Annotated in this window: 17 protein-coding genes; 8 read left to right on the forward strand and 9 right to left on the reverse strand. The window is 57.2% G+C overall.

Going from position 1 to position 24,809, the window contains the following annotated elements; all coding sequences use genetic code 11:
* Nucleotides 1-2 precede the first annotated feature (2 nt).
* Complete coding sequence (locus RHM69_RS06905; protein WP_019817606.1) at nt 3-1,574, forward strand: ABC transporter ATP-binding protein; 1,572 nt, start codon at nt 3-5, stop codon at nt 1,572-1,574.
* Nucleotides 1,575-1,719: 145 nt separating this feature from the next.
* Nucleotides 1,720-3,114 (forward strand): sigma-54 interaction domain-containing protein, encoded by a 1,395-nt coding sequence (locus tag RHM69_RS06910; protein ID WP_200600989.1) that lies wholly within the window; start codon nt 1,720-1,722, stop codon nt 3,112-3,114.
* Nucleotides 3,115-3,151: 37 nt separating this feature from the next.
* Here RHM69_RS06910 and RHM69_RS06915 read toward each other — a convergent pair whose 3' ends face one another.
* On the reverse strand, nt 3,152-3,862 hold the full coding sequence (locus RHM69_RS06915; RefSeq protein ID WP_200645966.1) for a LuxR C-terminal-related transcriptional regulator: 711 nt from the start codon (nt 3,860-3,862) through the stop codon (nt 3,152-3,154).
* Between the two features lie 437 nt (nt 3,863-4,299).
* On the opposite strand from RHM69_RS06915, the gene RHM69_RS06920 reads away from it, so the two are divergent.
* Nucleotides 4,300-4,983, forward strand: coding sequence for a peptidase E (locus tag RHM69_RS06920; protein WP_032903861.1), 684 nt, complete (start codon nt 4,300-4,302; stop codon nt 4,981-4,983).
* A 9-nt stretch (nt 4,984-4,992) separates the two neighbouring features.
* On the opposite strand, the gene RHM69_RS06925 is transcribed toward RHM69_RS06920, so the two are convergent.
* From RHM69_RS06925 to RHM69_RS06960, 8 genes are read right to left on the reverse strand one after another with little or no spacing between them, the layout of a single operon-like run.
* Nucleotides 4,993-5,721 (reverse strand): SDR family NAD(P)-dependent oxidoreductase, encoded by a 729-nt coding sequence (locus RHM69_RS06925; protein ID WP_200600869.1) that lies wholly within the window; start codon nt 5,719-5,721, stop codon nt 4,993-4,995.
* Nucleotides 5,718-7,382, reverse strand: a complete 1,665-nt coding sequence (locus RHM69_RS06930) for an FAD/NAD(P)-binding protein (protein ID WP_200600867.1) — start codon at nt 7,380-7,382, stop codon at nt 5,718-5,720. The genes RHM69_RS06925 and RHM69_RS06930 overlap by 4 nt, the downstream gene beginning before the upstream one ends.
* 24 nt (nt 7,383-7,406) lie before the next feature.
* Nucleotides 7,407-8,726: a DegT/DnrJ/EryC1/StrS family aminotransferase gene (locus RHM69_RS06935; protein WP_200600865.1), complete on the reverse strand. Its 1,320-nt coding sequence runs from the start codon at nt 8,724-8,726 to the stop codon at nt 7,407-7,409.
* A gap of 45 nt (nt 8,727-8,771) precedes the next feature.
* A complete protein-coding gene (locus tag RHM69_RS06940; RefSeq protein ID WP_200600863.1) occupies nt 8,772-9,518 on the reverse strand; it encodes a radical SAM/SPASM domain-containing protein in 747 nt (248 codons plus the stop codon).
* Nucleotides 9,519-9,573: 55 nt separating this feature from the next.
* Nucleotides 9,574-10,917 (reverse strand): amidase family protein, encoded by a 1,344-nt coding sequence (locus tag RHM69_RS06945; protein WP_200600861.1) that lies wholly within the window; start codon nt 10,915-10,917, stop codon nt 9,574-9,576.
* Nucleotides 10,918-10,936: 19 nt separating this feature from the next.
* Nucleotides 10,937-11,743: a sugar phosphate isomerase/epimerase family protein gene (locus RHM69_RS06950; protein WP_050587249.1), complete on the reverse strand. Its 807-nt coding sequence runs from the start codon at nt 11,741-11,743 to the stop codon at nt 10,937-10,939.
* A complete protein-coding gene (locus RHM69_RS06955) occupies nt 11,736-12,917 on the reverse strand; it encodes a hypothetical protein (protein ID WP_200600860.1) in 1,182 nt (393 codons plus the stop codon). Before RHM69_RS06955 ends, RHM69_RS06950 begins: the two co-directional genes overlap by 8 nt.
* Nucleotides 12,918-12,922: 5 nt before the next feature.
* Nucleotides 12,923-14,320 (reverse strand): MATE family efflux transporter, encoded by a 1,398-nt coding sequence (locus RHM69_RS06960; RefSeq protein WP_200600858.1) that lies wholly within the window; start codon nt 14,318-14,320, stop codon nt 12,923-12,925.
* Between the two features lie 178 nt (nt 14,321-14,498).
* On the opposite strand from RHM69_RS06960, the gene RHM69_RS06965 reads away from it, so the two are divergent.
* From RHM69_RS06965 to RHM69_RS06985, 5 genes are all read left to right on the forward strand, one after another.
* On the forward strand, nt 14,499-17,603 hold the full coding sequence (locus RHM69_RS06965; protein WP_200600856.1) for a non-ribosomal peptide synthetase: 3,105 nt from the start codon (nt 14,499-14,501) through the stop codon (nt 17,601-17,603).
* A gap of 20 nt (nt 17,604-17,623) precedes the next feature.
* The gene (locus tag RHM69_RS06970) at nt 17,624-20,197 is read left to right on the forward strand and encodes a hypothetical protein (protein WP_133244208.1); all 2,574 of its coding nucleotides are present in this window, start codon (nt 17,624-17,626) and stop codon (nt 20,195-20,197) included.
* A 237-nt stretch (nt 20,198-20,434) separates the two neighbouring features.
* On the forward strand, nt 20,435-21,826 hold the full coding sequence (locus RHM69_RS06975) for a GntP family permease (protein ID WP_014718207.1): 1,392 nt from the start codon (nt 20,435-20,437) through the stop codon (nt 21,824-21,826).
* 7 nt (nt 21,827-21,833) lie between these two features.
* A complete protein-coding gene (locus tag RHM69_RS06980) occupies nt 21,834-22,607 on the forward strand; it encodes a 3-hydroxybutyrate dehydrogenase (RefSeq protein WP_014718206.1) in 774 nt (257 codons plus the stop codon).
* 127 nt (nt 22,608-22,734) lie between these two features.
* Entirely contained in the window at nt 22,735-24,690 is a 1,956-nt protein-coding gene (locus RHM69_RS06985; RefSeq protein WP_122301221.1) for an acetoacetate--CoA ligase, read from the forward strand.
* Nucleotides 24,691-24,809: the final 119 nt, after the last annotated feature.

Genomic DNA, 24,809 nt, shown 5'->3' on the forward strand with positions numbered 1-24,809 from the left:
GTATGAACCTGATCGAAATCCGCGACCTGTGCGTCGCCTTCAACGGCCAGACCGTCGTGCGCAACCTGAGCCTGGACGTGCGCCCTGGCGAGTGCCTGGCGCTGGTGGGCGAGTCGGGCTCGGGCAAGTCGGTGACGGCCCACTCTATCCTGCAACTGCTGCCACAAGCCGGCACCCAAACCCTGGGTTCGATCAAGTATCGCGGCCAGGAACTGATCGGCGCCTCACCGAGTACCTTGCAAAAATTGCGCGGCAACCGCATTGCCATGATCTTCCAGGAGCCGATGACCTCCCTGAACCCCCTGCACAGCATCGAAAAGCAGATCGGCGAAACCCTGCTGCTGCACAAGGGCCTGGGCGGCAAGGCGGCGCAGGCGCGCATCCTCGAACTGCTGGAACTGGTGGGCATCCAGAAGCCCCAGGAACGGCTCAAGGCCTACCCCCATCAATTGTCCGGCGGCCAGCGCCAGCGGGTGATGATCGCCATGGCCCTGGCCTGCGAGCCCGAACTGCTGATTGCCGACGAGCCCACCACGGCGCTGGACGTGACGGTGCAGCGCAAGATCCTGCTGCTGCTCAAGTCCTTGCAACAACGCCTGGGCATGTCGCTGCTGCTGATCAGCCATGACCTCAACCTGGTACGCAGTATCGCCCAGCGGGTCTGCGTGATGCGTGCCGGGGAAATCGTCGAGCAGGCCGACTGCCAGGCCTTGTTCACCGCCCCCCAGCATCCCTACAGCCGCCTGCTGCTGGATGCCGAGCCCTCGGGCGACGTGCTGTGCAGCGAGCCGCGTGACACGGTACTGGAAGTGGACGACCTGAGCGTGCAATTCCCTCTCGGTGGCGGACTGTTCCGGGCCAAGACCTACCTGCGCGCAGTGGACGGCATCAGCCTCAGCGTGCAGCGCGGCAAGACCCTGGGGATTGTCGGCGAGTCCGGCTCCGGCAAGTCCACCCTGGGCCAGGCGATCCTGCGCTTGCTCGACTCCAGCGGCAGCATCCGCTTTCAGGGTGAAGCTCTGGACCCGCTCAACCATCAGCAGATGCGCCCATGGCGCAAGCAGATGCAGGTGGTGTTCCAGGACCCCTATGGCAGCCTCAGCCCGCGCATGTCGGTGCAGCAGATCATCAGCGAGGGCCTGGAAGTGCATGCCCCGTGCAGCCTGGCCGACCGCGATGCGCAAGTGGTCCAGGTGCTCAAGGACGTGGGCCTCGACCCTGCCAGCCGACATCGCTACCCCCATGAGTTTTCCGGTGGCCAGCGCCAACGCATCGCCATTGCCCGCGCCCTGGTACTCAAGCCAGCGCTGATGCTGCTCGACGAACCCACCTCGGCCCTGGACCGTACGGTGCAGAAACAAGTGGTGGCGCTGCTGCGCGAACTGCAGGACAAATACGGCCTGACCTACCTGTTCATCAGCCATGACCTGGCGGTGGTGCGCGCCATGGCCCATGACATGATCGTGGTCAAGGATGGCAAGGTGGTGGAGCGTGGCGCGAGCCATGAGGTGTTCGAATCGCCCCAACACCCGTACACCAAAGAACTGCTGGCAGCAGCGCACATCCCTTTGTGAGGTGAGATTGTTCCCACGCTCTGCGTGGGAACACAACCCGAGACGCTCCGCGTCGTGTCTTGGCCCTACGCCAAGTGACGCAGAGCGTCACGGTAGGCATTCCCACGCAGAGCGTGGGAACGATCATTAACAGGATTCTGTACCCATGAGTACCAGCCTCAAGGACTACCAACAGGTTCGCGGCCTGGCCATCCAGTCGCTGTTCGAGATCATCGAGCAGTCCAGCGAGGGCACGGTCATCGTCGACCGCGATGCAAATATCGTGTGGATGAACGAGCGTTACGCCAAGCGCTTTGGCCTCAAGAGCGCCGACCAAGCCATTGGCCAGCCTTGCGAGCAGGTGATTTCCAACAGCCTGCTGCGCCAGGTGGTGCGCAACGACCGGCCGATCCTGCTGGATATCCAGGACACTCCCAAAGGCCCACTGGTGGTGATGCGCCTGCCGATCCACGACGAGGCCGGGGCGGTGATCGGGGCGATCGGGTTTGCGCTGTTCGATGAACTGCGCAACCTGTCGCCGCTGATCGAGCGCTACCTGAGCATGCAGCAGGAGCTGGCCTCCACGCGCTCGCTGCTGCGTTCGCGGCAAAGCAAATACAACTTTGCGCACTTTATCGGCACCAGCGCCGCCAGCCTTGAGGTCAAGCGCCGGGCGCGGCGCAGTGCGAGTGCCGAGTCGCCGGTATTGCTGCTCGGGGAAACCGGCACCGGCAAGGAGTTGCTCGCCCAGGCCATCCACGGCGCATCGCCCCGGGCGCACAAAGCTTTTGTGAGCATCAATAGCGCGGCGATTCCCCATGACCTGCTTGAAGCCGAGTTCTTCGGCACTGCGCCCGGCGCCTTTACCGGTGCCGACCGCAAGGGTCGCCCCGGCAAATTCCAGATCGCCCAGGGCGGCACGTTGTTTCTCGATGAAATCGGCGACATGCCGCTGCCACTGCAAAGCAAATTGCTGCGGGTGTTGCAGGAAAAGGAATTCGAACCGGTGGGCTCCAACGAGATGCTGCACAGTGATGTGCGGGTGATTGCCGCGACGTCCATGGACCTGGAGGCAGCGATCAAGCGTGGCGAGTTTCGTGCCGATCTGTATTACCGCCTCAATGTGCTGCCGATCCAGGTGCCGCCGTTGCGTGAGCGGCTGGAGGATATTCCGGCATTGAGCGAGGCGATCCTTGAGGAGTTGCGCAGCCAGCACGAACTGGACCGCGATGCCCTGGCGCTGTTGGCCCAACATGCCTGGCCGGGCAATATCCGCGAGCTGCGCAATGTGCTGGAGCGTGCGGCGCTGTTGAGTGATGACCTGGTGTTGAACGTCGAAGAGATTCGCGCAGCGATTGGCACGTTCAGGCCGGTGCGACGGGGGCAGGTGGCGGCGGTCGAGGGCGAAACCTATACGGCAGCAAGGGAACGATTTGATCGGCAGGTAATTGGCACGGCGTTGCAGGCGTGCGCGGGGAATGTGGTGGAGGCGGCCAGACGCCTGAAGATTGGTCGATCTACGCTATACAAAAAAATTGTCGCATTGGGCATGACATCTTAGTAGACGACATCCAGTACATGCCCATACCTGCTCAAGCTCAAAGCAGGCCGAGCGCAACACCATAGGCAACTGCTGAGGTCTTGTTCGAAACGCCGAGCTTATTTTTAACGTTATTTAAATGGTAATTTACCGTATCAGCGCAAATGCTCAGGATTATTGCCACCTCTGCCGAACTCTTGCCTTCGGCAGTCCACTGCAATATTTGGCGTTCGCGTTCCGTCAACAACGGTTCCCTAGCGCTAGTCTCACCGGTTTCCTTCACGTCAATCCCTTCACTGAAAACTTCAATCAATACCCTGAGCTTCAAAGCCAGCTCCTGCGCTTCACTCGCGCTGATCGCTTTCAGGGGCCTAGCCACAGAAAAGGTCAACAATGAGTTATTAAAGTCACGTAAGGTCAGGGTGCAACCGTACTTTAAGCCGTGCCGAACAGCCTCATCGGACAGTGTCTTATCGACGCCCGCGAGTAAGCGATGATCCCAGATGACCAGCGATGACGATTTCGAGTGCTTCGCAATAAGCTCGTTCTTGCTAGAATGATGAAAGTCCAGGTATCGCGTTACCCAATGTAAGGGATAAGTCCCGGAAATTTTAGTCATCGGCTTTACGAATGGCGTCGCCGACCGAACAGCGAAGGAAAAATAGTAAAATCCCAAATCACCGATGACGTCCTGCATGGTTTCAGTTGCATGTTCTTCACACGCACATGTCTTAAATCGCTGACTCAAACTGCTGATCCATGCATACACACTCCACCTCCTGTATTAAATGTGATCACACTGGTCAGTTTCCTAGTCTTTACCAAGATTAGAGTTTAAAGCGGAAACGCCATTGACAACATGGCATATACTTTGTCGTGCGTGGAACGCATTTCAAGTGAAATATAAGTGTAGATGCTGTGCAGCGCCAGTGGTTCTTGCTGTTCTCGACAAAACCTAGCGCCCAAGATCATAGGGAAAAGTCTTACAAAAGCCCTTATCTCTCGGCGCAGAGACTGTATTGCAAATTAATAATAAATGGAGAATCCGATATACGGTGCTCATCTGATATAGAAATAGCCTATGAACCAAATGGTTAAATGCGATATTTTTATGGTAAATTGTAGTCAATTCGCGGCCTTGACTTGACAAGTCTCTATTCGAAGTAAACATAATCACAATATCTTTAAAACAGCGGGACAGAATATATGTCGAATAAAAATATTATTGTCATTGGAGGCGAGTCCGATGACGATGTGAAGTGCATGACACCGATTGATGAATACATTATTTCGTTGACCGGAAAAGCAGCGCCCGTGGTCCTTTATATCTCCACCGCCAATGGCGATGACCCGGAGAAAATCTCAGATTTCTCGAACAAGTATGCTGCGGTCGGCTGCCCCGTCATCCCGCTCGCATTCTTCACCCCGCCCTTCCCTCATGCGCAGCAGATTTCATCGATGTTCGAGAAGGCTGACATCGTTTACGTCGCCGGTGGTAACACCCGTGCGATGTTGGCGGTCTGGCGCGAGTTTGGTGTTATTGATCTTTTGAAAGCCGCCGGGGACCAGGGCAAGGTCCTGTGTGGCGTCAGCGCGGGTGCCATATGCTGGTTCGATTTCGGCCACTCGGATTCCGGGGGGGCTTTTGCGCTGATCGATGGACTGGGCTTGCTGCCCGGTGCGCTGTGCCCGCACTTCAATTCTGAAGAGGGGCGAGAAACGTCCTTTGTCGAACTGATTTGCAACCAACGCATTCATCCCGCCTACGCCGTCGATGACGGCATTGCGTTGCACTTCAAAAATGGTAGATATCACAGGACCCTTCACAATGACGCCACTTGCAGCGGTTATGCAATCGCCGTGCAATCGCCCCACGTAACGCGCTTGTGATCGGAACGTTCAATGGATGCAAGAGCCGGCACTCAGGTTCAACAGCGTACCGGTCATTGCGCCACATTGTTCGAGAAACACGACCGCCTGGGCCACCTCTTCAGGCCTCACCCATCGTTTGAGTGCCGTATTTTCCGCTATCAGATCGACCAATGCGGCCACTTGCGTTCCAGTCTTGTCCGACCTCGCCTGCAGGCTCCTTTCTTCTCCCGGAGTCATCACATCACCCGGCGCAATGCAGTTAATCCTGATGGCCGGGCCACACTCCCAGGCCAGCGGCCCGATCAGCGCATGCAGGGCACCTTTGGCGGCAGTGTAAAGGGTATTGCCCGTCTGCCTGGCCCCTGGCAGGGCCGCCTGGGAACCAATGAAAATGATATGCCCCATCTTGCTCCGCGACTGCCAGCTGCGAATAGCCAACCGGGCAAGTAACATGGGGCTGAAGACGTTCAATGCAAAGGTCGACTCCAGTGTGGATAGGTGGGTGTTGACGAAATCGTCATCAACACAGGCGCCAGCGTTCAATACCATCAGGTCCGGGGGGCCGGAGAGTTTTTCGGCCGCACTCCAAGCCTGACCTATATCGCCAGCCTGATAGAAATCGCAGTCAACATCACCACCGCTGCGCTGCAGGGTCACGACAGCGTAGCCTGCCTGTCTCAAGGCATCGGCGATCGCCAGGCCAATGCCATAGCTGGCACCCGTTACCCAGGCGATCTTACGCTCAGTTGCGCTCATAGACCGCCACCTCCCAATATCGCACAGGCGATGCTTTGCGCCTCTACGAACGGCCTGGATTGACTCTCGATGGTGGGCACATACCAGTTGTAATAGGTGCTGCCCTCACTCATTACGCCGGTAGCGAACAACCGTGCTTGTGCTATGCCTTGGGCCGATATGCAGTGTGATCCGGCACTGACCGCAACCCCCGGGGTGGCGAGCCAAGATCCATTGCGTGAGTGCACACGCCCGCCTTCCATCAGCCCGGCGAACAGGACGCTGGTTGTGTTCTTCAATGTCGGTTGGGCCGTGTAACCTTGCAGAAGGTGATCCAGGTCGATGCTTACCGGATCGGCAAATACCGTCGACTGCACATTCCAGCATCGTTTTTCCGATACCCAATGCAACTCAGGTGCGGGCCCCAGTGGCGTTGAGACAACCCCTGCGTTGATCAACATCAGCAACTCTTCCTGTCGATCATACTGCGGGCCGATCACATTGCGATTGATTGCAGAGGCAAAGTGGTTGTAGAACCAATTATGGGAGGATGGCGCCAGCCCCCCATGATTAACGATGGCCCTGATCGATTCCCGGGCGCTCATCAATACTTCAAGGGCGCGCTTTTGCGCGCTGCCCGCCAGGCCAAGGCGGGCTTGGTGCAAATCATTGGTGATGAACTGAACGACACCGGCGGCATATTCTTCGCTACTTGCCTGAGGGAGCTCAGCCCATAGCAGGCGACTCATCAACGCCGTTGCCGTTTCGGCCGGTACATCTTGTTCAAGTGCGACCCGTGCGACGTCCTGAGCAAGCAAGGGATAAATTTGCGTCATGAAATTAATCGTTCCGCAACCATGCTGCTCGCGCATTGCCAATGCAGCTCGCTCATCGAAGCGCAGTTGGGGTTCGAACTCAGCGAGTCCGTCATCGACCGGTCGTGCTCGCGACGGCAACCCGCTGCGCGAAAAAAGGACAATGGCAGGTTCGGTACCTGCTGCCTTATAAACACCGTCGGCAAATACACCGCCCCTGCCTCGGGTCAACTCAGCGATCGCATCCATGGCCGTCAAGCCAAACCCCTGGATTCCGACGGTGCTACCGGCCGGTATGTCCTGGCGATCAAGCCCGGCCTGGTAGATGTCCGTGATCGTTTCGGCGCAATTGGCAGCCGGCAGCAAATGGCCGACGGCAATGACCACGTAGTCGCTGACAATGCTGCGATCACTCAGCAGACGAGTGATCTCTTGCGGGCCATCCTGTTGTATATCGACGGCCTCGTCATCGACATATTCGACTTGGCAATTGGCCGGGCAATGCTCCAACAACAACTGGTACAGCGCGTGACAGTAGGCACCAAACCAGCGTCGTGGCACATAGGCGCCACTTTGCGCCGCTACGCCCTGCTGTTTCAACCAGGGCAGAAAATCCGCGAACATGTCTTTGACCAATGACGGTTGGAATTCGTCGCCTGGGATCAGGGTCAACAAGCCCGCCACCGTATTGAGCAAGAACCTGTCGGACAGCGTCTGGCCATGTACCCCCTGGCCCGGTAGCCCTTTGTTCACAATCACAATTTGAACCTGCTGCTGCGGGCGTCGCGCCGCCAGCGACAGGATACGCTCCAGCACGCAAAGCCCACGGGGTCCGAGCCCGACAATGGTGACGCTCACGGTCTTCATGACCTGTACCCTCTTGGGTGTAATTTAAAAAGCGTCAGCCGTCGGAGCCTGCCGAGCGGCGAGCACCTTGTGCGGCTGCGCGGCCAGGTCCCTGAGAGCCATCGCGATGCGGTGCGCTGAGTCGGCGCCGCCAAGCAAGACCCAGTTCGGCAGGGTGATGTGATCCAGCCGGGCGGACTCAGCCTGGGGCAATGGATAGCGCGCGGGCTCGAAATCAAGCCTGTTGGAAAAGTTTTTGATTCTCGGACTTGATAGCGGGTTGTACAGCCTGAACGAATTCATTGGTTGATAAAGCGGGCTTACCTGAACATTCAACGCTTGGGTCATGGCAAGGGCGAGGGCATCGATCGTGCAGCCCGGGAAATATTTTTTCAGGCCAACTTTCATCACCAGGTTGTAATAGGTACAGCGCGTATTGCGTGGATCACGGCGCAGGAAGGTAATGAAGTCCTCCTCTCCTTCGAACAACGCTCGCAAGGTTTCTGCGCATGCTTCACGTTGCGTATTCTGCTGGTCCAGATGCTGCAACCTGTCCAGCAATATGGCCGACTGAAACTCCGTCAGGCAAAAGTTCTGTCCTTGTACCGCACCCCGTTCGACCAACTCCAAGCGACTCTCCACAGGCGTACCGGAAAATAGCCGCCCGTCGGCCCTCAACTGCTCAAGCTTTTCTGCCAGCACAGGGTCCGAGGTCACCACTGCACCGCCCTCGCCCGAGGTCAGCACCTTGGCTTGTTGCATACTGAAACAGCCCAACGCACCAAACGATCCGACCTTGCGGCCACGCCACATTGCACCGTGGGCTTGAGAGCAATCCTCGATCAATGGAATGGCGTAGCGCTCGGAAATGTCCAGGAAGGCATCGATGTCCGCTGTTCGGCAATAAGGATGCACCAGCAGGATCGCCTTGGTCTTGGCGTTGATCCGCGCCTGGGCGGCTTGCGGCGACATCGACAGGGACATCGGATCAATATCGACCAACACCGGCACCGCACCAACGCTGCAGGTGGCGGAGGCGCAAGCGACCCAGGTCAATCCAGGCACGAGGACTTCATCCCCCGCCCCGACCCCAAGCGCCAGCAGCGAAATGGTGAGCGCGGAGGTGCCGCTGGTGACAGGTGTGCAATACAACGTGCCGCAGTAGTCGGCAAACGCTCGGGCAAAGCGTCGTTCGTACGCCTCCTGCCCTGTGTAGGCGCCACTGATTGTCCACCGTGTCGATTCCAGAACCTCATTGACGATCTTCAGCGTGTCACTGTCGTGTGAAGGCCATTTAGGCCAGCTAACAGTCGCCCCTGCCGGAGTGTGGAGAGAACGGCTCGTTGCGTCGATGTGAATACTCATGGGTTTTACCTGTTGACTGAAAAGTGCCTGGTTGCGAGCAAGTGCTCAGGAAATTAGGTCCCAAAAAGGTTCGGATCGGTCTGACATACCCACCGTGGTATGCGCGCGGTTTGTACAGTGCGTGCACATTTCACAGGCGCCTTGACGATTGCCGGCTTCCAACGCAGCGCGGATGCGCGAGTAATCGTGGCTATTCCAAATCTGGGTAATGGATTGCTCGCAGATATTGCCCATGACATGGCTGCGATGAGCGTCCTCATAGCAAAGGACCACGTCGCCGGTGATGGTAACGATTAGCATCTCTGTCGGCGCAAAGCAGCGCTGCGAAACGTCCTCGCCGGTGGCCTTGGGCAGGTCTTCCATGGTTCCACCGCGATTGGTCAGCACCAGATCGTCTGAAAACTGAACAACTTGTTTGGGCCGGGGCGGGTGGGATTTACCGCTGTGCGAGGTGATAACGATCATTTGCAGGCCAGCTTCGATCAACGAGTCATAGCGCTGCTGGGTCAGCAGGTCTCCATTGGTAAACAATACAGGACGGCATTTTGGCACTGCCGCCAAAATACGGCGGATTATCTCTTCCAGTCCTTTATGGATTAACGGTTCATTGTAGAAATGAAATGAGATCCGGCCATCAAAGTCTATTTCAACCAGCCGCTCGATAAAGGCAGATAGCACGTGCTCTTGAATCAAGCGTGGCACTTGCGGAAACGGCATAATCGATACGGGGCAATAGCTGCATTTACGGTTACACCGCGAATTTATTTCAATTTCAACATTTAAAAGTCTCATAAAACTTCGCCTCGTAACGTGGATGACAGGGCTTACTACTGTCCCTCGTGCTGGTTCAGTCTTTAACGATAGTTTCGATAGTGCGGCAGATTGCCAGTGCCTGTTTTGAATCAATTGTCGGCGCGCATAACATTTCAATGCCGACCGGCAGCCCTTTCGGACTGGTCATGGAAAAGTTCATCGCAATGGTCCGGGCACAGGTCGCGACCGATACATGCCGGGCCAGCGCAAGAGGGTCTGTCGACGCGTGACTGTGAATGTCCGACGTGGCCACATTGATTGCGACTGTAGGATGGATGAGCACTTGGCACTGGGTCTGCTGGAAATAATCAACCACATCCTGTTCTATTTGATTTGCAGTGAGCCGGGCACGCTCATATACCGCTTGTACTGGTCTACCCGTTGGGAGTGCCAATGATCTGATGCGGCGGGCGGCCAGGGTGTGTCGGTGGTCGAGCAGTCGTTCCAGCGTCGCAGGTTCACCTGCCCGGCTCTCCAGATAACTATTGAACGCGGGTAAAAATTCGTAGTTAACAATCGTGGTTAATGCGCAGGCGGCCGAGCCAAATGAGTCTGGCACCTCATGCATCACCAACGTGGCGCCGGCGCCGGCAAGCTTGAAGATCGCGTCATGCATACTGGCTTCAACCTCTGGCGCCAGCGCCGACAGCGAGAAATTGGCGGCGACAGCAATAGAAAGTTCCCCAGGCGCTAAGACGGGCAACTCTTCATAGTCATGAATAAGGCTTTCCAGCTTGGAGATATCATCGATCGAGGGGGCGATCAGGCCTAATTGATCGTAGCCAGAGGACGTTAACGGACAAACCTCATGGCTGGCCGGCTGCGCGCAAAGCGCTCTATAAGCGCTGAGCCCACAGAACGCCGCGGGAATCCGTACAGACCCCACGGTATCTTCGCCCACCGCAAAACAGGCAGCACCGCCCGCCACTGCGGCAGCACATCCACCGCTGCTGCCGCCGGGAGAATGCTCGGGAAAGGTCGGGTTGATCACCTGCCCGTAATAGGCGTTGTCTGACGCCCAGCCATAGCTCATTTCATCGAGGTTGGCTTTACCGACACAGATGCCGCCCATGGATCTAAGACGAGCGACCAGTTGATGATCAGACGTCGGATAATTGTTGTTCAGAGCCGCGGTGCCGTTGGTTGTCGCAAACCCAAGAACGTCAATGCTATCTTTGACAACAAACCCTACGCCGGCCAGTGGCCCGCTCCCGGGAGCTGACGAATTAGGGCGGGACGTCTGGCCTTGCGGCGCAGCGGCCAAGCGATTGACGAACACGCAATAGCGGTCCTCCCAGTCGACAGACAGGCAAGATGAAACCCTGGCCATTGGCGTTGAGTGTTCTAACAGCTGACGCAGTTTCTTTTGTTCAAACATCTCTTGTCTTTCACCCCGGTTACGGTGTTCTTTGCACACCAGATAAACGCGAGCGCACAAACGCGATGTCCGCATTCAATCCAGCAATGGACAGCAAGGAGTAGTTATTTTCCAGAATGTAGGTATTGCAAAATCCAAGACGTTCAATAGTGTCGATAATTCCTGCGACATTGCCCTCACCCCGCCCAAGGGGAACATTGTCATACGCTGGCAAGATACCGTCCTTCACATGCACTTGATCAAGCAGATAGGGATGGACTGAACAAAGAATTTCTTCAACCGAATGTCCCCAACGCAACGGGTTGAAGATATCCAGCAAGATTCTGAAGTTTGGTTCATCTACCTGATGCACTAGTGCTGATTGATGCCCCGCGGACAGACTGTTTTCGCTGGCGATCATCACCGGCAGTCCCCGAACGGCGCGGCACAGTCGCCGGAAAAACGTAGCGGTCGCGGCGAAGTCACTCGCCTGCACTATTTCATTTTTGTTGAAGCTGGGAATATAAACGGCAGGCACTTCCAGAAACGCCGCTTGCTTGACAATATGCACGGCACTTTCAAAAAACTCGGTTTGAAACCTGCGTGCGCCCTGCTCGTTCAGTCCGAACGCCTCAACCAGGTTCAAGCCGATGGCACTGACTTTATGGCTACCGCTGTAGCCACCCAGGCCTACATTCAGGGCTTGTTCATTATTGACTGGACATGCCCTCAAAAGACGCAGTTGCGCCAATGTCTGAACGCCAGCATGCAGCACCAGTTGTTGGGGCAACACAGCAGGCTGGCAGGATTGGGGCAAACTCCAGGTTGCGCAGCCCAGATCAGTCATTATTGACAGCCAGGTAAGTGACAGCCTGTTGCAGTTGCTCAAACGTCAGCTCTTGCCACTGCTCCAAGTAGCCGACCGCGCCAATCGCGACGGGAATAACCAGATTCAGCGCACCAGCACGATGGGCAACCACCGCGGCCAGGGAATCATAAAGTGCCGGGGTATTCACTTCAGCCGGGACGCTGACGCGCAGCCCTACGCTCTTAAGGGTATTGACGATCAGATCGCAGGTTTGCCAGGCAAGTATCGAGCGTTGGGCACTGATGACAGCCGACAACGCAATATCGATTGCGACCGCTTCACCATGGCTGATTTTATAGGCAGTCGCTGCCTCGATATGAGGGCTGAATGTGTGGCCGAAGTCGACATAGCGCTGATAGCTGTCAAGCTCATACAGATTCTCCGACAGCTCCGTCAGCATGCCCGCTACCGACCGATCAATCGCGTCCCAGCCCACACCGCCCTGAAGCTTTTCCTCATGCAGGGTCGTTGAGACGTTGACCAACTGCCGGAACAGTACTGGATCCTTGATGACGGCTATCTTGATCGCTTCGGCAAACCCTGCTTTCAAATGCTCTACCGCTAGCGTTTTTAAAAAGCTGGGACACACAATGGTGTACTCCGCCGGATAAAACGAACCGAGGACACTTTTTTTCCCTTCATAGTTAATGCCGTTCTTGATGCCGACTGCTGCGTCAATCATGCCAATGAATGTCGTCGGTATTTTTATGCACCTGACCCCACGCCTGTAAATGGACGCGGCAAAGCCGACAATATCCAGGCATACGCCGCCGCCAATTGCGATAATCTGGCCATGGCGGGGCAAATTGATCTGTTTGGCTAATCGACAGACCTCGAGCGACATAGTGATATCTTTATTTTCCTCGGTAACGGCAAGTTCGAAAAAACACACCCGCTCGCCACACTCGAGTTGGGAAAACTTTCGACGAGTGGCCTCGCCATATAATGCATTTACAGTTGGCGTATATATAACCATGGCGCAGCGTGTATCAATGAGTGATCCGAGTAATTCAGATGAGTCGAACATGACATCACACGATAAAAAAATCTTGTACTCTCTCAAGAGTGTTGAGCTGATCGCGTAGCGATTTTCGAATTGCTTTAGTTCAGACGCTGAATGCCATCTGTTTTCAAAGTTTGTTGGGTTGCTCATGAGTCCTATTGCTCCTTGTTCATTAACAACGAATCAAACCCTCGTGAAGTAGCCGCCTCAGGCACTGATGCTGTGAAAACAGGATATTTAATAACAAGGTAGGCCGCGTAACTGCTGACCAGTGCCTGGGACAAAAACGCCAGATTGGATAACAGGCACAAACGCTGCAAGGTCACTTGGCCAGCGTCGATCAGCAGATACAACGGCACGATGAATATTGCCAAACGCGTGCAAATCGCCAGCAGCGACCAGATGGTTCGCCCGGCCGCTTGCAATATGGAACTATTGATATGGCTTAATCCCGATGTGACGAAATTCAAGGCCAGGCACGCCAGCACATAAGTTGCGTCATCGAGAACCTGAAGGTCGCTGGAAAAAAACGACACCAGGCTATGTCCCCATAGGTTACATACCCACGTCAGGCAGCCCATCACGCTGGTCACCAGCGCGAATGCGACAACGTATATTTCTTTGACCTTTCGCCTGTTACCCGCGCCGATATAGTACGCAGCGACTGGCACGCAACCGTGCGCCACGGAAACAGACGGAATAAAAAGTGCCTGGATGAGCATCAGGCTTATACCGATCGCCGCTTGCACAGGCGCACCTAACTTTGCAGCGGCCCAATACATCAGCGCGGTGTACATATAAATAACGAGGGTTTCCAGACCGGCAGGCAGCCCGACTGAAAAGATCCTTCTGGCAGTCGAGTATTCCCACCGAAACGCCATTGGTGGTTGGGCAAACTGACGGTAGCGATCAAATGCTCTGCGAAGAATTATCAACACAGCAACCCCGGTGGCGACCGTTGTAGCCAGGCCGGCGCCGAAGGTGCCCAAGCCATTGACACCCGGCACGCCGAAAATCAACAAAGGCGCCAGGACAAGATTGATGGGGACCGAAACACATTGAGCGATCAAAGGCCCATAGGGTTCGCCGGCGGCACGTAACCCGAAAGTCGCGACAGTCATGACTATCTGCAGGGCCAATCCTGGTATGTACCCGTTCAAGTAGGACTCGCCAAGCTCTTGGGCCGCCGCGCCCGAGGCCAACCTGGAAAGCATGTGAGCCCCGCCCATGTATCCGGCAGCGACCACAGCGCAACTGCAAAGAACAGCCATCAGGCCCGCATGGACAAAGATCCGTCGCGCCAGTGCAAATTGGCCGGCCCCCAGTGCCTGACCAATCAACGCGACCGCCCCGATACCCAAGAGTTGCCCAAGCATGCCGGTGAGCAGCGCGGCAGTGGCAGTCGACGTGACGCCTGCGACTGCATTTGCCCCCAAGTGGCTGACAAAGAACAAATCGATAAGCAAATATAACGATTGGATAACGATGCCGACGGCAATGGGCACTGACATATAAGAGATGCTTTTGGCAACGCTCAGATAACTTGCAAACATGGTTTATCACTCTAGTGAGGCCGCGCCAGCTTAAACTGCCGTGCTGCGGCGCTAATGGACAAAGCATACTTCGCAACGAAGTCAGCGCAACTACAAAACTTGGTAGTTGCAGGGCGAGAGCCTATTCAGCAGGATAAATATCGCCACCGGCTATTATCTACCCTAGGAGAAAGTTGATATGAATCATGGCACTTACGACAGTATCTTAGACATGATCTTATATCACGTGAACTCCACGCCTGATCGTATCGCCGTCAAATGCGGTGCGCAGCACTTGACCTATCGACAGTTGGACCAGCAGGCAGATCTGATTGCCGGTTACCTGGAGCATAACGACGTTCCACGCAATGCTATTGTTGCAGTCGCCATGGAAAGAACCGTCCAGCTAATGGCTGTCTGCCTGGGGATAATGAAGCATGGCTGTGCCTATCTACCCATTGACATCGACAACCCTGAGCACAGAATCAACAACATTCTGGATAACGCCGGGGTTGAATGTATTTTCAGCGATGCAGAGTCATTCCCTCGTCAGGGCTTTTGCGCCACGACCGTCAACCCACACACAATTTTCAGCCAAGCCTACCCTCGTAAAAACATCAGCGGGCCACGACCCAGTACGTGCGCCTACTGTATTTACACCTCTGGCTCCACCGGCGCCCCCAAAGGCGTACTGATCAGCCACGGCGCGTTATTGAACCATACGCATTGGTTCATAGAAGCGTTCGCTGTCAACGAGGCTGACATCATCTTGCAACGCACTTCGATAGCGTTTGATGCGTCGGTCTGGGAGCTATGGACGGGGCTGGCGGCCGGCGCATGTACCGTCATGCTCCCCGCAGCTTATGCCAAGCATCCGCTGGGGATTTTGCTGACACTGCAGAGAGAACATATAACCATCGCCCAGTTTGTACCTACACTGCTGCGCGAGCTGGTGAGGCTGAGGCAATTCGAACACATCCCCTGCCGGCTGGTATTTTGTGGTGGTGAGTCATTGACCTGGGAGTTGGCGGACCTGTTCCTGGCGAAAACCCGCACCCCGTTGGTCAACCTGTATGGGCCTACCGAGACCACTATAGACGCGACCTTCTGGCGGGTGAACCCAGATGCCGACAGGGCGTTGCCTGCCCCCATCGGCCAGCCCATTCGCGGTATGCAGGTATACCTGCTGGATGAGCAGGGGAAACCTGTTGCTCTACCGCATCAAGAAGGCGAAATAGTCATTGCGGGACCGGGTGTCGCCATTGGCTACGTCAACAGCCCTCATGAAAATGAGCTGCGCTTTACATCGCTTAACCTTGATGGACACGCTCTGCGAACTTACAAAACGGGCGATATTGGCTTTTTTTCCACCACAGGCGATCTTCACTACCTGGGACGTCGCGATAGCCAGTACAAAATCAACGGGCACCGAGTAGAGCTTCTGGCTATAGAGGAAATCGTGCAGCAGACGCCCGGCGTGCACAGCGCCGCCGCCTACATTGATACGCTCGTCAGCGCAGAAAAACAGATTTGCGTGGCGTTTGTGCCACAGGGCGATACGGATACACACGCCGTTGAGCAACGCATCAGGCAGGCCCTCTCCCTTCAGCTCCCGTCCTATATGCACCCCAGCCGAATCCAGGCACTGAGCGAACTGCCACTGTTGCCCAATGGCAAAATCAACCATAACACTTTGCGTGAACTGGCTTTTCAACCGGATACCGGCCCCACCGAAATCGACGCGCAAACCTCGACGGCCGTGCAATTGCAGTCCATCTGGACGGAAGTACTCAATCAGCAAACGATTTCCTCTGACAGCCACTTTTTTGAACGCGGGGCGACCTCCCTCTCGGTGATGATGCTGCTGGGCAGGATTGCGAACCTGTTCAACGTCTATCTGAGCCCCAAGGATATTTTCGATCATCCGGTTCTGGCTCAACAAGTGACGCTACTCGGCGAAGGTGCCAGCCATGGCGCTGAAAACGCTATGTTGCTCGACGCTTATGCCTGGCGCCGACGAGTGGGTGAACAGACGCCCGGGCTGGCTCAGTTGGAGATACTGGATAAACCCGCGCAAACCCCGGCCTACTTGGAAAATGTAGTGCTGGCGTTCTACATTAAGGGCACTTGTTCAGCGATCAGGGTGCGCGAGGCATTTGCTACGGTACTGGCACAGCAACCGGCACTGCGCTGCAGCTTCACGCTAAACACACACGGCCAGTGGCGTCGCACGCAGCACGTTATCGATGATTTCCCATTGCCGTTTCACGTCATCAACCTTGAGCCGCAAAACCAGTCCGACGACACCGTTACAGACCTAGTGGTGCAAGCTTCACTGACCGCCTTCGACTTGAGCAGCCCCCCGTTGATCCGGGCCACTTATATTCAGTGCCCTGAGGCCAATGATGTGCTGATTATCACTGCTCACCACATTGCCTTCGATGGCTGGTCAGGCGCGGTGCTGATGGACCAGCTATGCGCACACTATCAGGCACCCATGGGCAGCGTCGCACCTGAGCAGATCGTGCATTGCCTCAGCTACTCAGACTATACGGATGCCCAGCATCAACGCTTTACCGAGAAGTTGCTGGACAAGCATCTGGATTTCTGGCGACAGGCACTCGAACATTTACCCGAACCTTTTGCCTTGCGCGGAGCGGGCCAGCGACCGGACGCGTTTACGTTTCGCAGCGCGGTCATCCCATTGAACCTGGATGCGCAGTACGCCGCTATAGAACGCCTGTGCAATCGCAGCGGATTCAGCCTGTACACCATCATCCTGAGCGCATTCCTGGTGGCACTGGCCCGAAACACCGACACCGAGGATCTGTATGTGCGCTCACCAGTCGCCAATCGGATCGATGCGGCCCTTGAATCGGTGGTGGGGTACTTCGTTCATCCCATGGTGATCAGACCCAAGCTTAGCCACTGGTCACCTTCCCTGCACCTTCTTGAGCAGATCAATCACTGCGTGCTCGATGCCTACGGCCATGCGTTGTTGCCTCCACACTTATTTGAAGCCAACTGCTCACCACGCTCCAGTGCCTATGGGTCCCGGTTTCCCTACTGGTACAACCACCATAACTACCCGTCAAGGCAGCGCCAATTGGGTGACGCGCCGTTGCGGGGGATCGGCGTGCCGTCCACAGGCATCAAGACCGATGTGTCCCTTAACACGGTGCGCACCGACAGCGGGCTGATCGGCAGTCTGTCCTATTACCGCGATGGGATCTCGCAGGTGAATGCCCAGGCGTTGTTGGCGGATTTCCACCAAGCATTGGATCAATTGCTGACCATCGCCTAGTGGCAACCGGCACTGTCGCCGTGTCGATGCACCTTTTTACAGGGACGATCATTGTAATGGGCCACTTTACTGAAACCGCTGACAGACCTGACGCTTCGCTGGTTTTATACCCGGATGAGCTGCCTGAGCATAAAGACCGGGTCATTTCCCTTAATGGGCGCTGCGAAGCGGTACGGCAGCTGGGCGGCATGACCTTCTTGCGCGTGGCCAGCCACTATTTTTCATTACAAGTGATTGTCCTGGATGCGGCGCTGCGGGATGCCACGGCGCAGATTCGCCAGGCAGACATCATTTCAGTCAGTGGCCGCTTGAGAATCAGACCGGATGTGCTCAAGGAGAGCGTCGACCCGCGAACTCATCCGAATCAGTACGAGGTGGTTCTGGAGCAATTTTCGATTCTTTTGCCAGCGCAAAAAATCGACTTCGTGCCGAGCTCGAAAGCAAAAAACCATCACTTTCACCGGCATCGCCGGCACCAGAACAGTCAACTCGTTGCACTGATCAAGCTGCACCTGGAACGCCAGGGTTTTGTGCAACTGCCACCGCCCGCGTCACTGGGCTTTCATGAACAGCAACGGGTTCGCGAGTTGGTCGCCCTCTGCGACAGCAGCGAATGTGATTCGCCGTTGTTCAGTGCCTATACGACCGAACAATTAATGTTTGGCACCCAGCGGTTCTACTTCTTTATCGACGGCGCCGGCAACCTGCCTGACCTGCTACACGTTGTGATTGCTCATCACCAATGCGGTCCTGACGGCTATGAAGGGATATTGAGCGCCATCGCCCGGCAGGTCGTGGAGTTGCTCGCCCCCGACACGCCTTGGCGACTGGATGCGGCCCGGCCACACTGGCCTGCACTGATGCTGCAGACCCAGCCTTCGATGCACATCACAGGCCACACTGGCGACCGGCAATCCCTCGAACCCTCTGGGCAATGGGCTGCAGGACAACGGATCGCCATGCGCAGACGCCTCAAGAGTGCCCTGCCCCCCTTGGACGACATGGCTTCAACCTTGAGCGTGTCACTGGACGCACTCAGGCAGAACCTGGAGGCGGCCTGTCCGCCCAAACGAGGCAAAGTACTCGCACAAGAGCTTCAGCCGGGCTCCCACCCCGAACACGCCGAGTCCTATGAGGCATATTCAAAACTGGAATCCGAACACCAGATGCTGTTGGTCGAGCAATCCCTGCAGGGGTTCAACCCCTCGCAGCACATTGCAACTGCCCGCACCTCAGCCCAGGCAGCGTTGCGCTACATGGAACCGGCCCTGGATCACTACGGTATCGACCCGGGCATGGCGCAACGCTTTCTCTCGCTCCAGGCACAACTGCATCCAGACTCCAGCGGCCCCGCTTGCCCTGTGGAATTGTTCCAATTGCTGTGGACCGTACTGGGCAACCCATCAGCCAAGCGCCTGCTTGACAGCAACGCCCACCGTGATCGTCTACTGGCGGTATTCGTCGATCAAAGAATCCTGACGGACGTTCGCCAGCTCGTGTTTATCCACCCCGGCGCAATTGACGCACTGGGAAGCCTGTTTGAACACATACGCGACAAAGATACCCTGGGGCGCCTTCGCACACTTCTGCGCAGTGTAATTGCCAGAACCCCGACTGAACTCGCCACTTTACTGACGACCCTGGGCGCGATGTCCCCCGCTGACGCAATCGCCGCCATCGCACAGACCAAAAAACTCGAAAACGCGGTGAAACATGGTCTGACTACGCCTTACTGGCTGTCACGATGCCTGGACTGCGACGACCCTTCGTCCCTCGTAAATGAGCTGTACCTGAACAATCTAAAAGCCAGCCAGCGCGTATTGGGCAACCATCCGCTATTGCCCTCGTCGACGGGGAATGAAGGTGATACCCAACCGTCGCTCGCAGAGACGATCTATACCCTGTTCAGGCCAATTACCGCCGGCATCAGTGATCTGCAACAAACGCTGTGCGAGTTACGGGATCATTGCGGGCACGTAGAGCGTGCAGGCTTGAAACGATTCAACCGAGGCTTCGTACCGCATTTGCAAGGCTATCGCTATTTCATCAATCAAGAGCGCAAGCCTTATGACCGCCTCCGAATTTATCTTTCAAAAAATGCAGCGTCTTTTTTTGCCAAATCAACGACGGGTATCTGTACCGACATCAACCGCGGGCTGTTCGAAAGAGACGATCACTTTCACCTGAATATTTTCAGCGAGCGACGGGGGCGCCTGGTGGGCAATGTACAACTGTATACCCTGACCATTGGCAACGAGCCTGCTCTGCTGATTCGCGGCATCAACCCGATCAAGCATTACGCGACCAACGCACTCGTCGATGAACTCCTCGATTGCATCATCGCCTGCGCCACTGACCTTGCTGCCGAAAATGCCTACGCCATGGTGTGCGTTGCACACCAGAACGGCCTCTGGAACTCTAACTCCAATCGCCCAGAGTTGCGTGCTGCCCTGGCGCGACGCTTGGCACACACTGAGCCATTGACGCTTGACCACCCTTTTCACCTTTATACTTACTACCGCACCCCCATCTACCTGTCTGACGTCTATCCGCTATGGCGATCTACGGCGCAAACGCAAAAACTCTCTATCTAGAGACTAAAGCCTCATAAAAGAGACTGTGCGTTGTCACAGACGGCGCCGCAGCGCGTGCTTTGGAAATCGAGTTGGTTTGATCACACCCCGCCAGCACACAGTCTCACAATGGAGACAGCGCCTGAATTAACATCCATTAAATCGTTATTTTTCAAACAGTTAGACGCTTGGCACGCATTTAGCTATAGCGTTTCCCAGTGTTACCCCACAACAATAACAATCCGATGGAGACACACCATGAGTGTGATCATTGCCCTGGCCGCGCTCGCGCTGCTGATGCTGGCCGCCTACCGTGGCTATAGCGTTATCCTGTTCGCCCCCATCGCCGCCCTTGGCGCGGTGCTGCTCACCGACCCGTCCGCTGTCGCCCCTGCCTTTACCGGGGTGTTCATGGAAAAGATGGTCGGTTTTATCAAGCTGTATTTCCCGGTATTCCTGCTCGGTGCGGTGTTCGGCAAGCTCATTGAGCTGTCGGGGTTTTCGCGCTCGATCGTCGCCGCCGCGATCCGCTTGCTCGGCACGCGCCAGGCGATGCTGGTGATTGTGCTGGTCTGCGCCCTGCTCACCTACGGTGGCGTATCGCTGTTCGTGGTGGTGTTTGCGGTGTACCCGTTTGCCGCCGAGATGTTCCGCCAAAGCAATATCCCCAAGCGCCTGATCCCGGCGACCATCGCCCTCGGTGCGTTCTCGTTCACCATGGACGCCCTACCCGGTACGCCGCAGATCCAGAACATCATCCCCAGCACCTTCTTCAACACCACCGCCTGGGCGGCGCCGTGGCTAGGGCTGATCGGCACGATCTTCGTGTTTTGCGCCGGTATGCTCTACCTCGCACGCCAGCGCAACAAGGCCCAGCGCGCCGGTGAAGGTTATGGCACCGAGTTGCGCAATGAGCCCGAAACCGCCGACAACCTGAGCCTGCCCAACCCGTGGCTCGCGTTGTCGCCGCTGATCCTGGTGGGGGTGATGAACCTGTTGTTCACCCACTGGATCCCGCAGTGGTACGGCAAGACCCACAGCCTCAGCCTGCCGGGCATGAGCGCGCCGGTGACCACCGAAATCGCCAAGCTCACCGCGATCTGGGCGGTGCAGGCGGCGTTGCTGGTGGGGATTATCGTGGTGCTGGTATTCGGCTTCTCGGCGATCAGGAGCAAGCTGGCCGAAGGCAGTAAAAGTGCGGTCAGCGGTGCGCTGCTAGCGGCAATGAACACCGCCTCGGAATACGGCTTTGGCGCAGTAATCGCCTCGCTGCCAGGCTTTCTGGTACTGGCGGACTGGCTCAAGGGCATCCCCAACCCGCTGGTCAACGAAGCGATCACCGTGACCTTGCTGGCCGGTATCACCGGCTCCGCTTCCGGCGGCATGAGCATCGCCCTCGCCGCGATGTCCGAGAGCTTCATTGCAGCCGCCCACGCGGCCAATATCCCCCTTGAGGTGCTGCACCGGGTCGCGGCCATGGCCAGCGGCGGCATGGACACCTTGCCCCACAACGGCGCAGTGATCACCCTGCTGGCCGTCACCGGGCTGACCCACCGCGAAGCCTACAAGGACATTTTTGGCATCACGATCATCAAGACCCTTGCGGTGTTCGTGGTGATCGGCACTTTCTACGCCACCGGCATTGTGTGAGGTTTTCATGACAACTTTGAATGGCAAGACCGCCCTGGTCACCGGCTCCACCAGCGGCATCGGCTTAGGGATTGCCCTGAGCCTGGCCAAGGCCGGCGCCAACCTGATTCTCAACGGCTTCGGCGACGCCAGCGCGGTGATCGCCCAGGTACAGGCGTTTGGCGGCAAGGTCGGGCATCACCCGGCAGACGTCAGCGACCCCGCGCAAATTGCCGACATGCTCGCCTACGCCGAGCACGAGTTCGGTGGCGTGGACATCCTGGTCAACAATGCCGGTATCCAGCATGTGGCAGCGGTGGAAGACTTCCCTGTGGAGCGCTGGGATTCGATCATCGCCATCAACCTGTCCTCGGTGTTCCACAGCACACGCCTCAGTTTGCCGGGCATGAAGGCCAAGGGCTGGGGGCGCATCGTCAATATCGCCTCGGTGCATGGGCAAGTCGGCTCAGTGGGCAAGGCGGCGTATGTGGCGGCCAAACATGGGGTGATCGGCCTCACCAAGGTGGTGGGCCTGGAAACCGCCACCAGCAATGTCACCTGCAACGCCATCTGCCCGGGCTGGGTGCTGACGCCGCTGGTGCAGAAGCAGATTGATGATCGCGTGGCTACCGGGGTCGACCCACAGCAAGCGCAGCAGGATCTCCTGGCGGAGAAACAGCCGTCGCTGGAGTTTGTGACGCCGTCGCAGTTGGGCGAGCTGGTGTTGTTTTTGTGCAGCGAAGCCGGCGCCCAGGTGCGCGGCGCGGCCTGGAACATCGATGGTGGCTGGCTGGCCCAGTAAACCCGTGATGATCGTTCCCACGCTCTGCGTGGGCACGCAGACCGGGGCGCTCCGCGCCCCAAAAGTGGACGCAGAGCGTCCAGTCAGGCATTCCCACGCGAAGCGTGGGAACGAGAAGAGGCAGCTTATGTCCGACATCCTCTGGCAACCGTCCCCGGAACGCATCGCCAACACGCGCATGGATCAGTTCCGCCGCTTCATCAACCAACGCCACGGCGTGCAGCTCCACGACTACCCCGCCCTGCACCAATGGAGCATCGACCAACGCCCGGACTTCTGGCAGGCGATTGTCGCGTTCTTTGACGTGCAGTTTCGCAGCCCGCCCAGCGTCACCCTGATCGAAGACGTGGAGATGCCCAGCGCCCAATGGTTTCCCGGCGCCACCCTGAACTTTGCCGAACACCTGTTGCGCCGCCGCGACGATCATCCTGCTGTGGTGGCTGTCAGCGAAGACGGCCGACGTGAACAATTGAGCTATGCGCAGCTGGCGGAACACGTGGCCGGCCTGCAAAAAAGCCTGCGGGCGGCCGGGGTCGGCATAGGTGACCGAGTGGCCGCGTGCATGCCCAACACCTGGCAAACCCTGGTCGGCATGCTCGCCACCACCAGCCTCGGTGCGATCTGGTCGTGCTCCTCGCCAGATTTCGGCACCCAGGGCGTCATCGACCGCTTCGGCCAAATCGAGCCCAAGGTGCTGATCACCTGCGCAGGCTACCGCTATGCCGGCAAGCGCATCGACCAGAGCGCCAAGCTCAATGAAATCCTTGAACGCCTGCCCTCCCTGCAACAGCTGATCATCGTGCCTTACACCAAGCCCGAGGCGCAGGCTGGGGACTACGCCACCCACGCCCACGTCGCGCTGTGGGACGACTTCTATCAAGCCGGCGGCGAACCGGAATTTGTCGCGGTGCCGTTCGATCACCCGCTGTATATCCTCTATTCCAGCGGCACCACCGGCATCCCCAAGTGCATCATCCACGGCACTGGCGGCGTATTGCTGACGCACCTCAAGGAACACGGCCTGCATGCCGACCTGAACCGCGAGGACTGCCTGTTCTACTACACCACCTGCGGCTGGATGATGTGGAACTGGCTGGTGTCGGTGCTGGCGATCGGCGCCACCGCGGTGCTGTACGACGGCTCGCCGTTCCATCCCGGCCCCGAACGCTTGATCGACCTGATCGATGCGGAAAAAATCAGCGTGTTCGGCACCAGCCCCAAATTCCTCGCCACCCTGGAAAAATCCGGGTTGCAGCCGCGCCTGAGCCACGACCTGGGCAGCCTCAAGGGTCTGATTTCGACCGGCTCGCCGTTGTCGCCCCAGAGTTACGACTACGTGTACCGCGAGATCAAGGCTGAGCTGTGCCTGTCCTCGATGTCCGGTGGCACCGACATTGTCTCCTGCTTTGTGATCGGCAACCCGGTGCTGCCGGTACGGCGCGGTGAAATGCAGTGCAAGAGCCTGGCCATGGCCATCGAAGTGTGGGACGACCAGGGCCGGCCCCTGATCGGGGAGAAAGGCGAACTGGTGTGCACCCGGCACTTCCCTGCCATGCCCATCGGGCTGTGGAATGACCCGCAACAGCAAAAACTGCGCGCCTCGTATTTCAGCCAGTTCCCCGGCGTGTGGGCACAGGGTGACTATGCCGAGCAACGCGCCAACGGCAGCCTGTTGATCCACGGGCGTTCCGATGCGGTGCTCAACCCCGGCGGCGTGCGCATTGGCACCGCCGAGATTTATCGCCAGGTGGAAAAGGTCCCGCAGGTGCTGGAAAGCCTCGCCATCGGTCAACGCTGGCAGGACGACGTGCGCGTGGTGCTGTTTGTGCGCCTGGATGATGGAATTGAACTGGACGAGGCGCTGCAACAGCAGATCCGCCAGGTGATTCGCGCCAACACCACACCGCGGCACGTGCCGGCGAAGATCCTCGCTGTCACGGATATCCCCCGCACCATCAGCGGCAAAATCGTCGAATTGGCGGTGCGCAATGTGGTGCATGGCGAGCCGGTGAAAAACACCGATGCCCTGGCCAACCCCCAGGCACTGGAGCAATTTCGCCACAGAGCTGAACTGGCCGATTAGATGAAAGGTTTCAGCGCTGACACAGCGTTTTGAAGAAAAACCCTCAAGGCATGCTATTTTTCCGGGGTAGCCACCCGTTGTCGTTCCTTGGGACAATGGGTGTTGTCATTTTTCAAAGC

Origin of the sequence: Pseudomonas sp. CCI1.1 (genome assembly GCF_034348165.1) — a bacterium.
Lineage (GTDB): Bacteria > Pseudomonadota > Gammaproteobacteria > Pseudomonadales > Pseudomonadaceae > Aquipseudomonas > Aquipseudomonas paracarnis.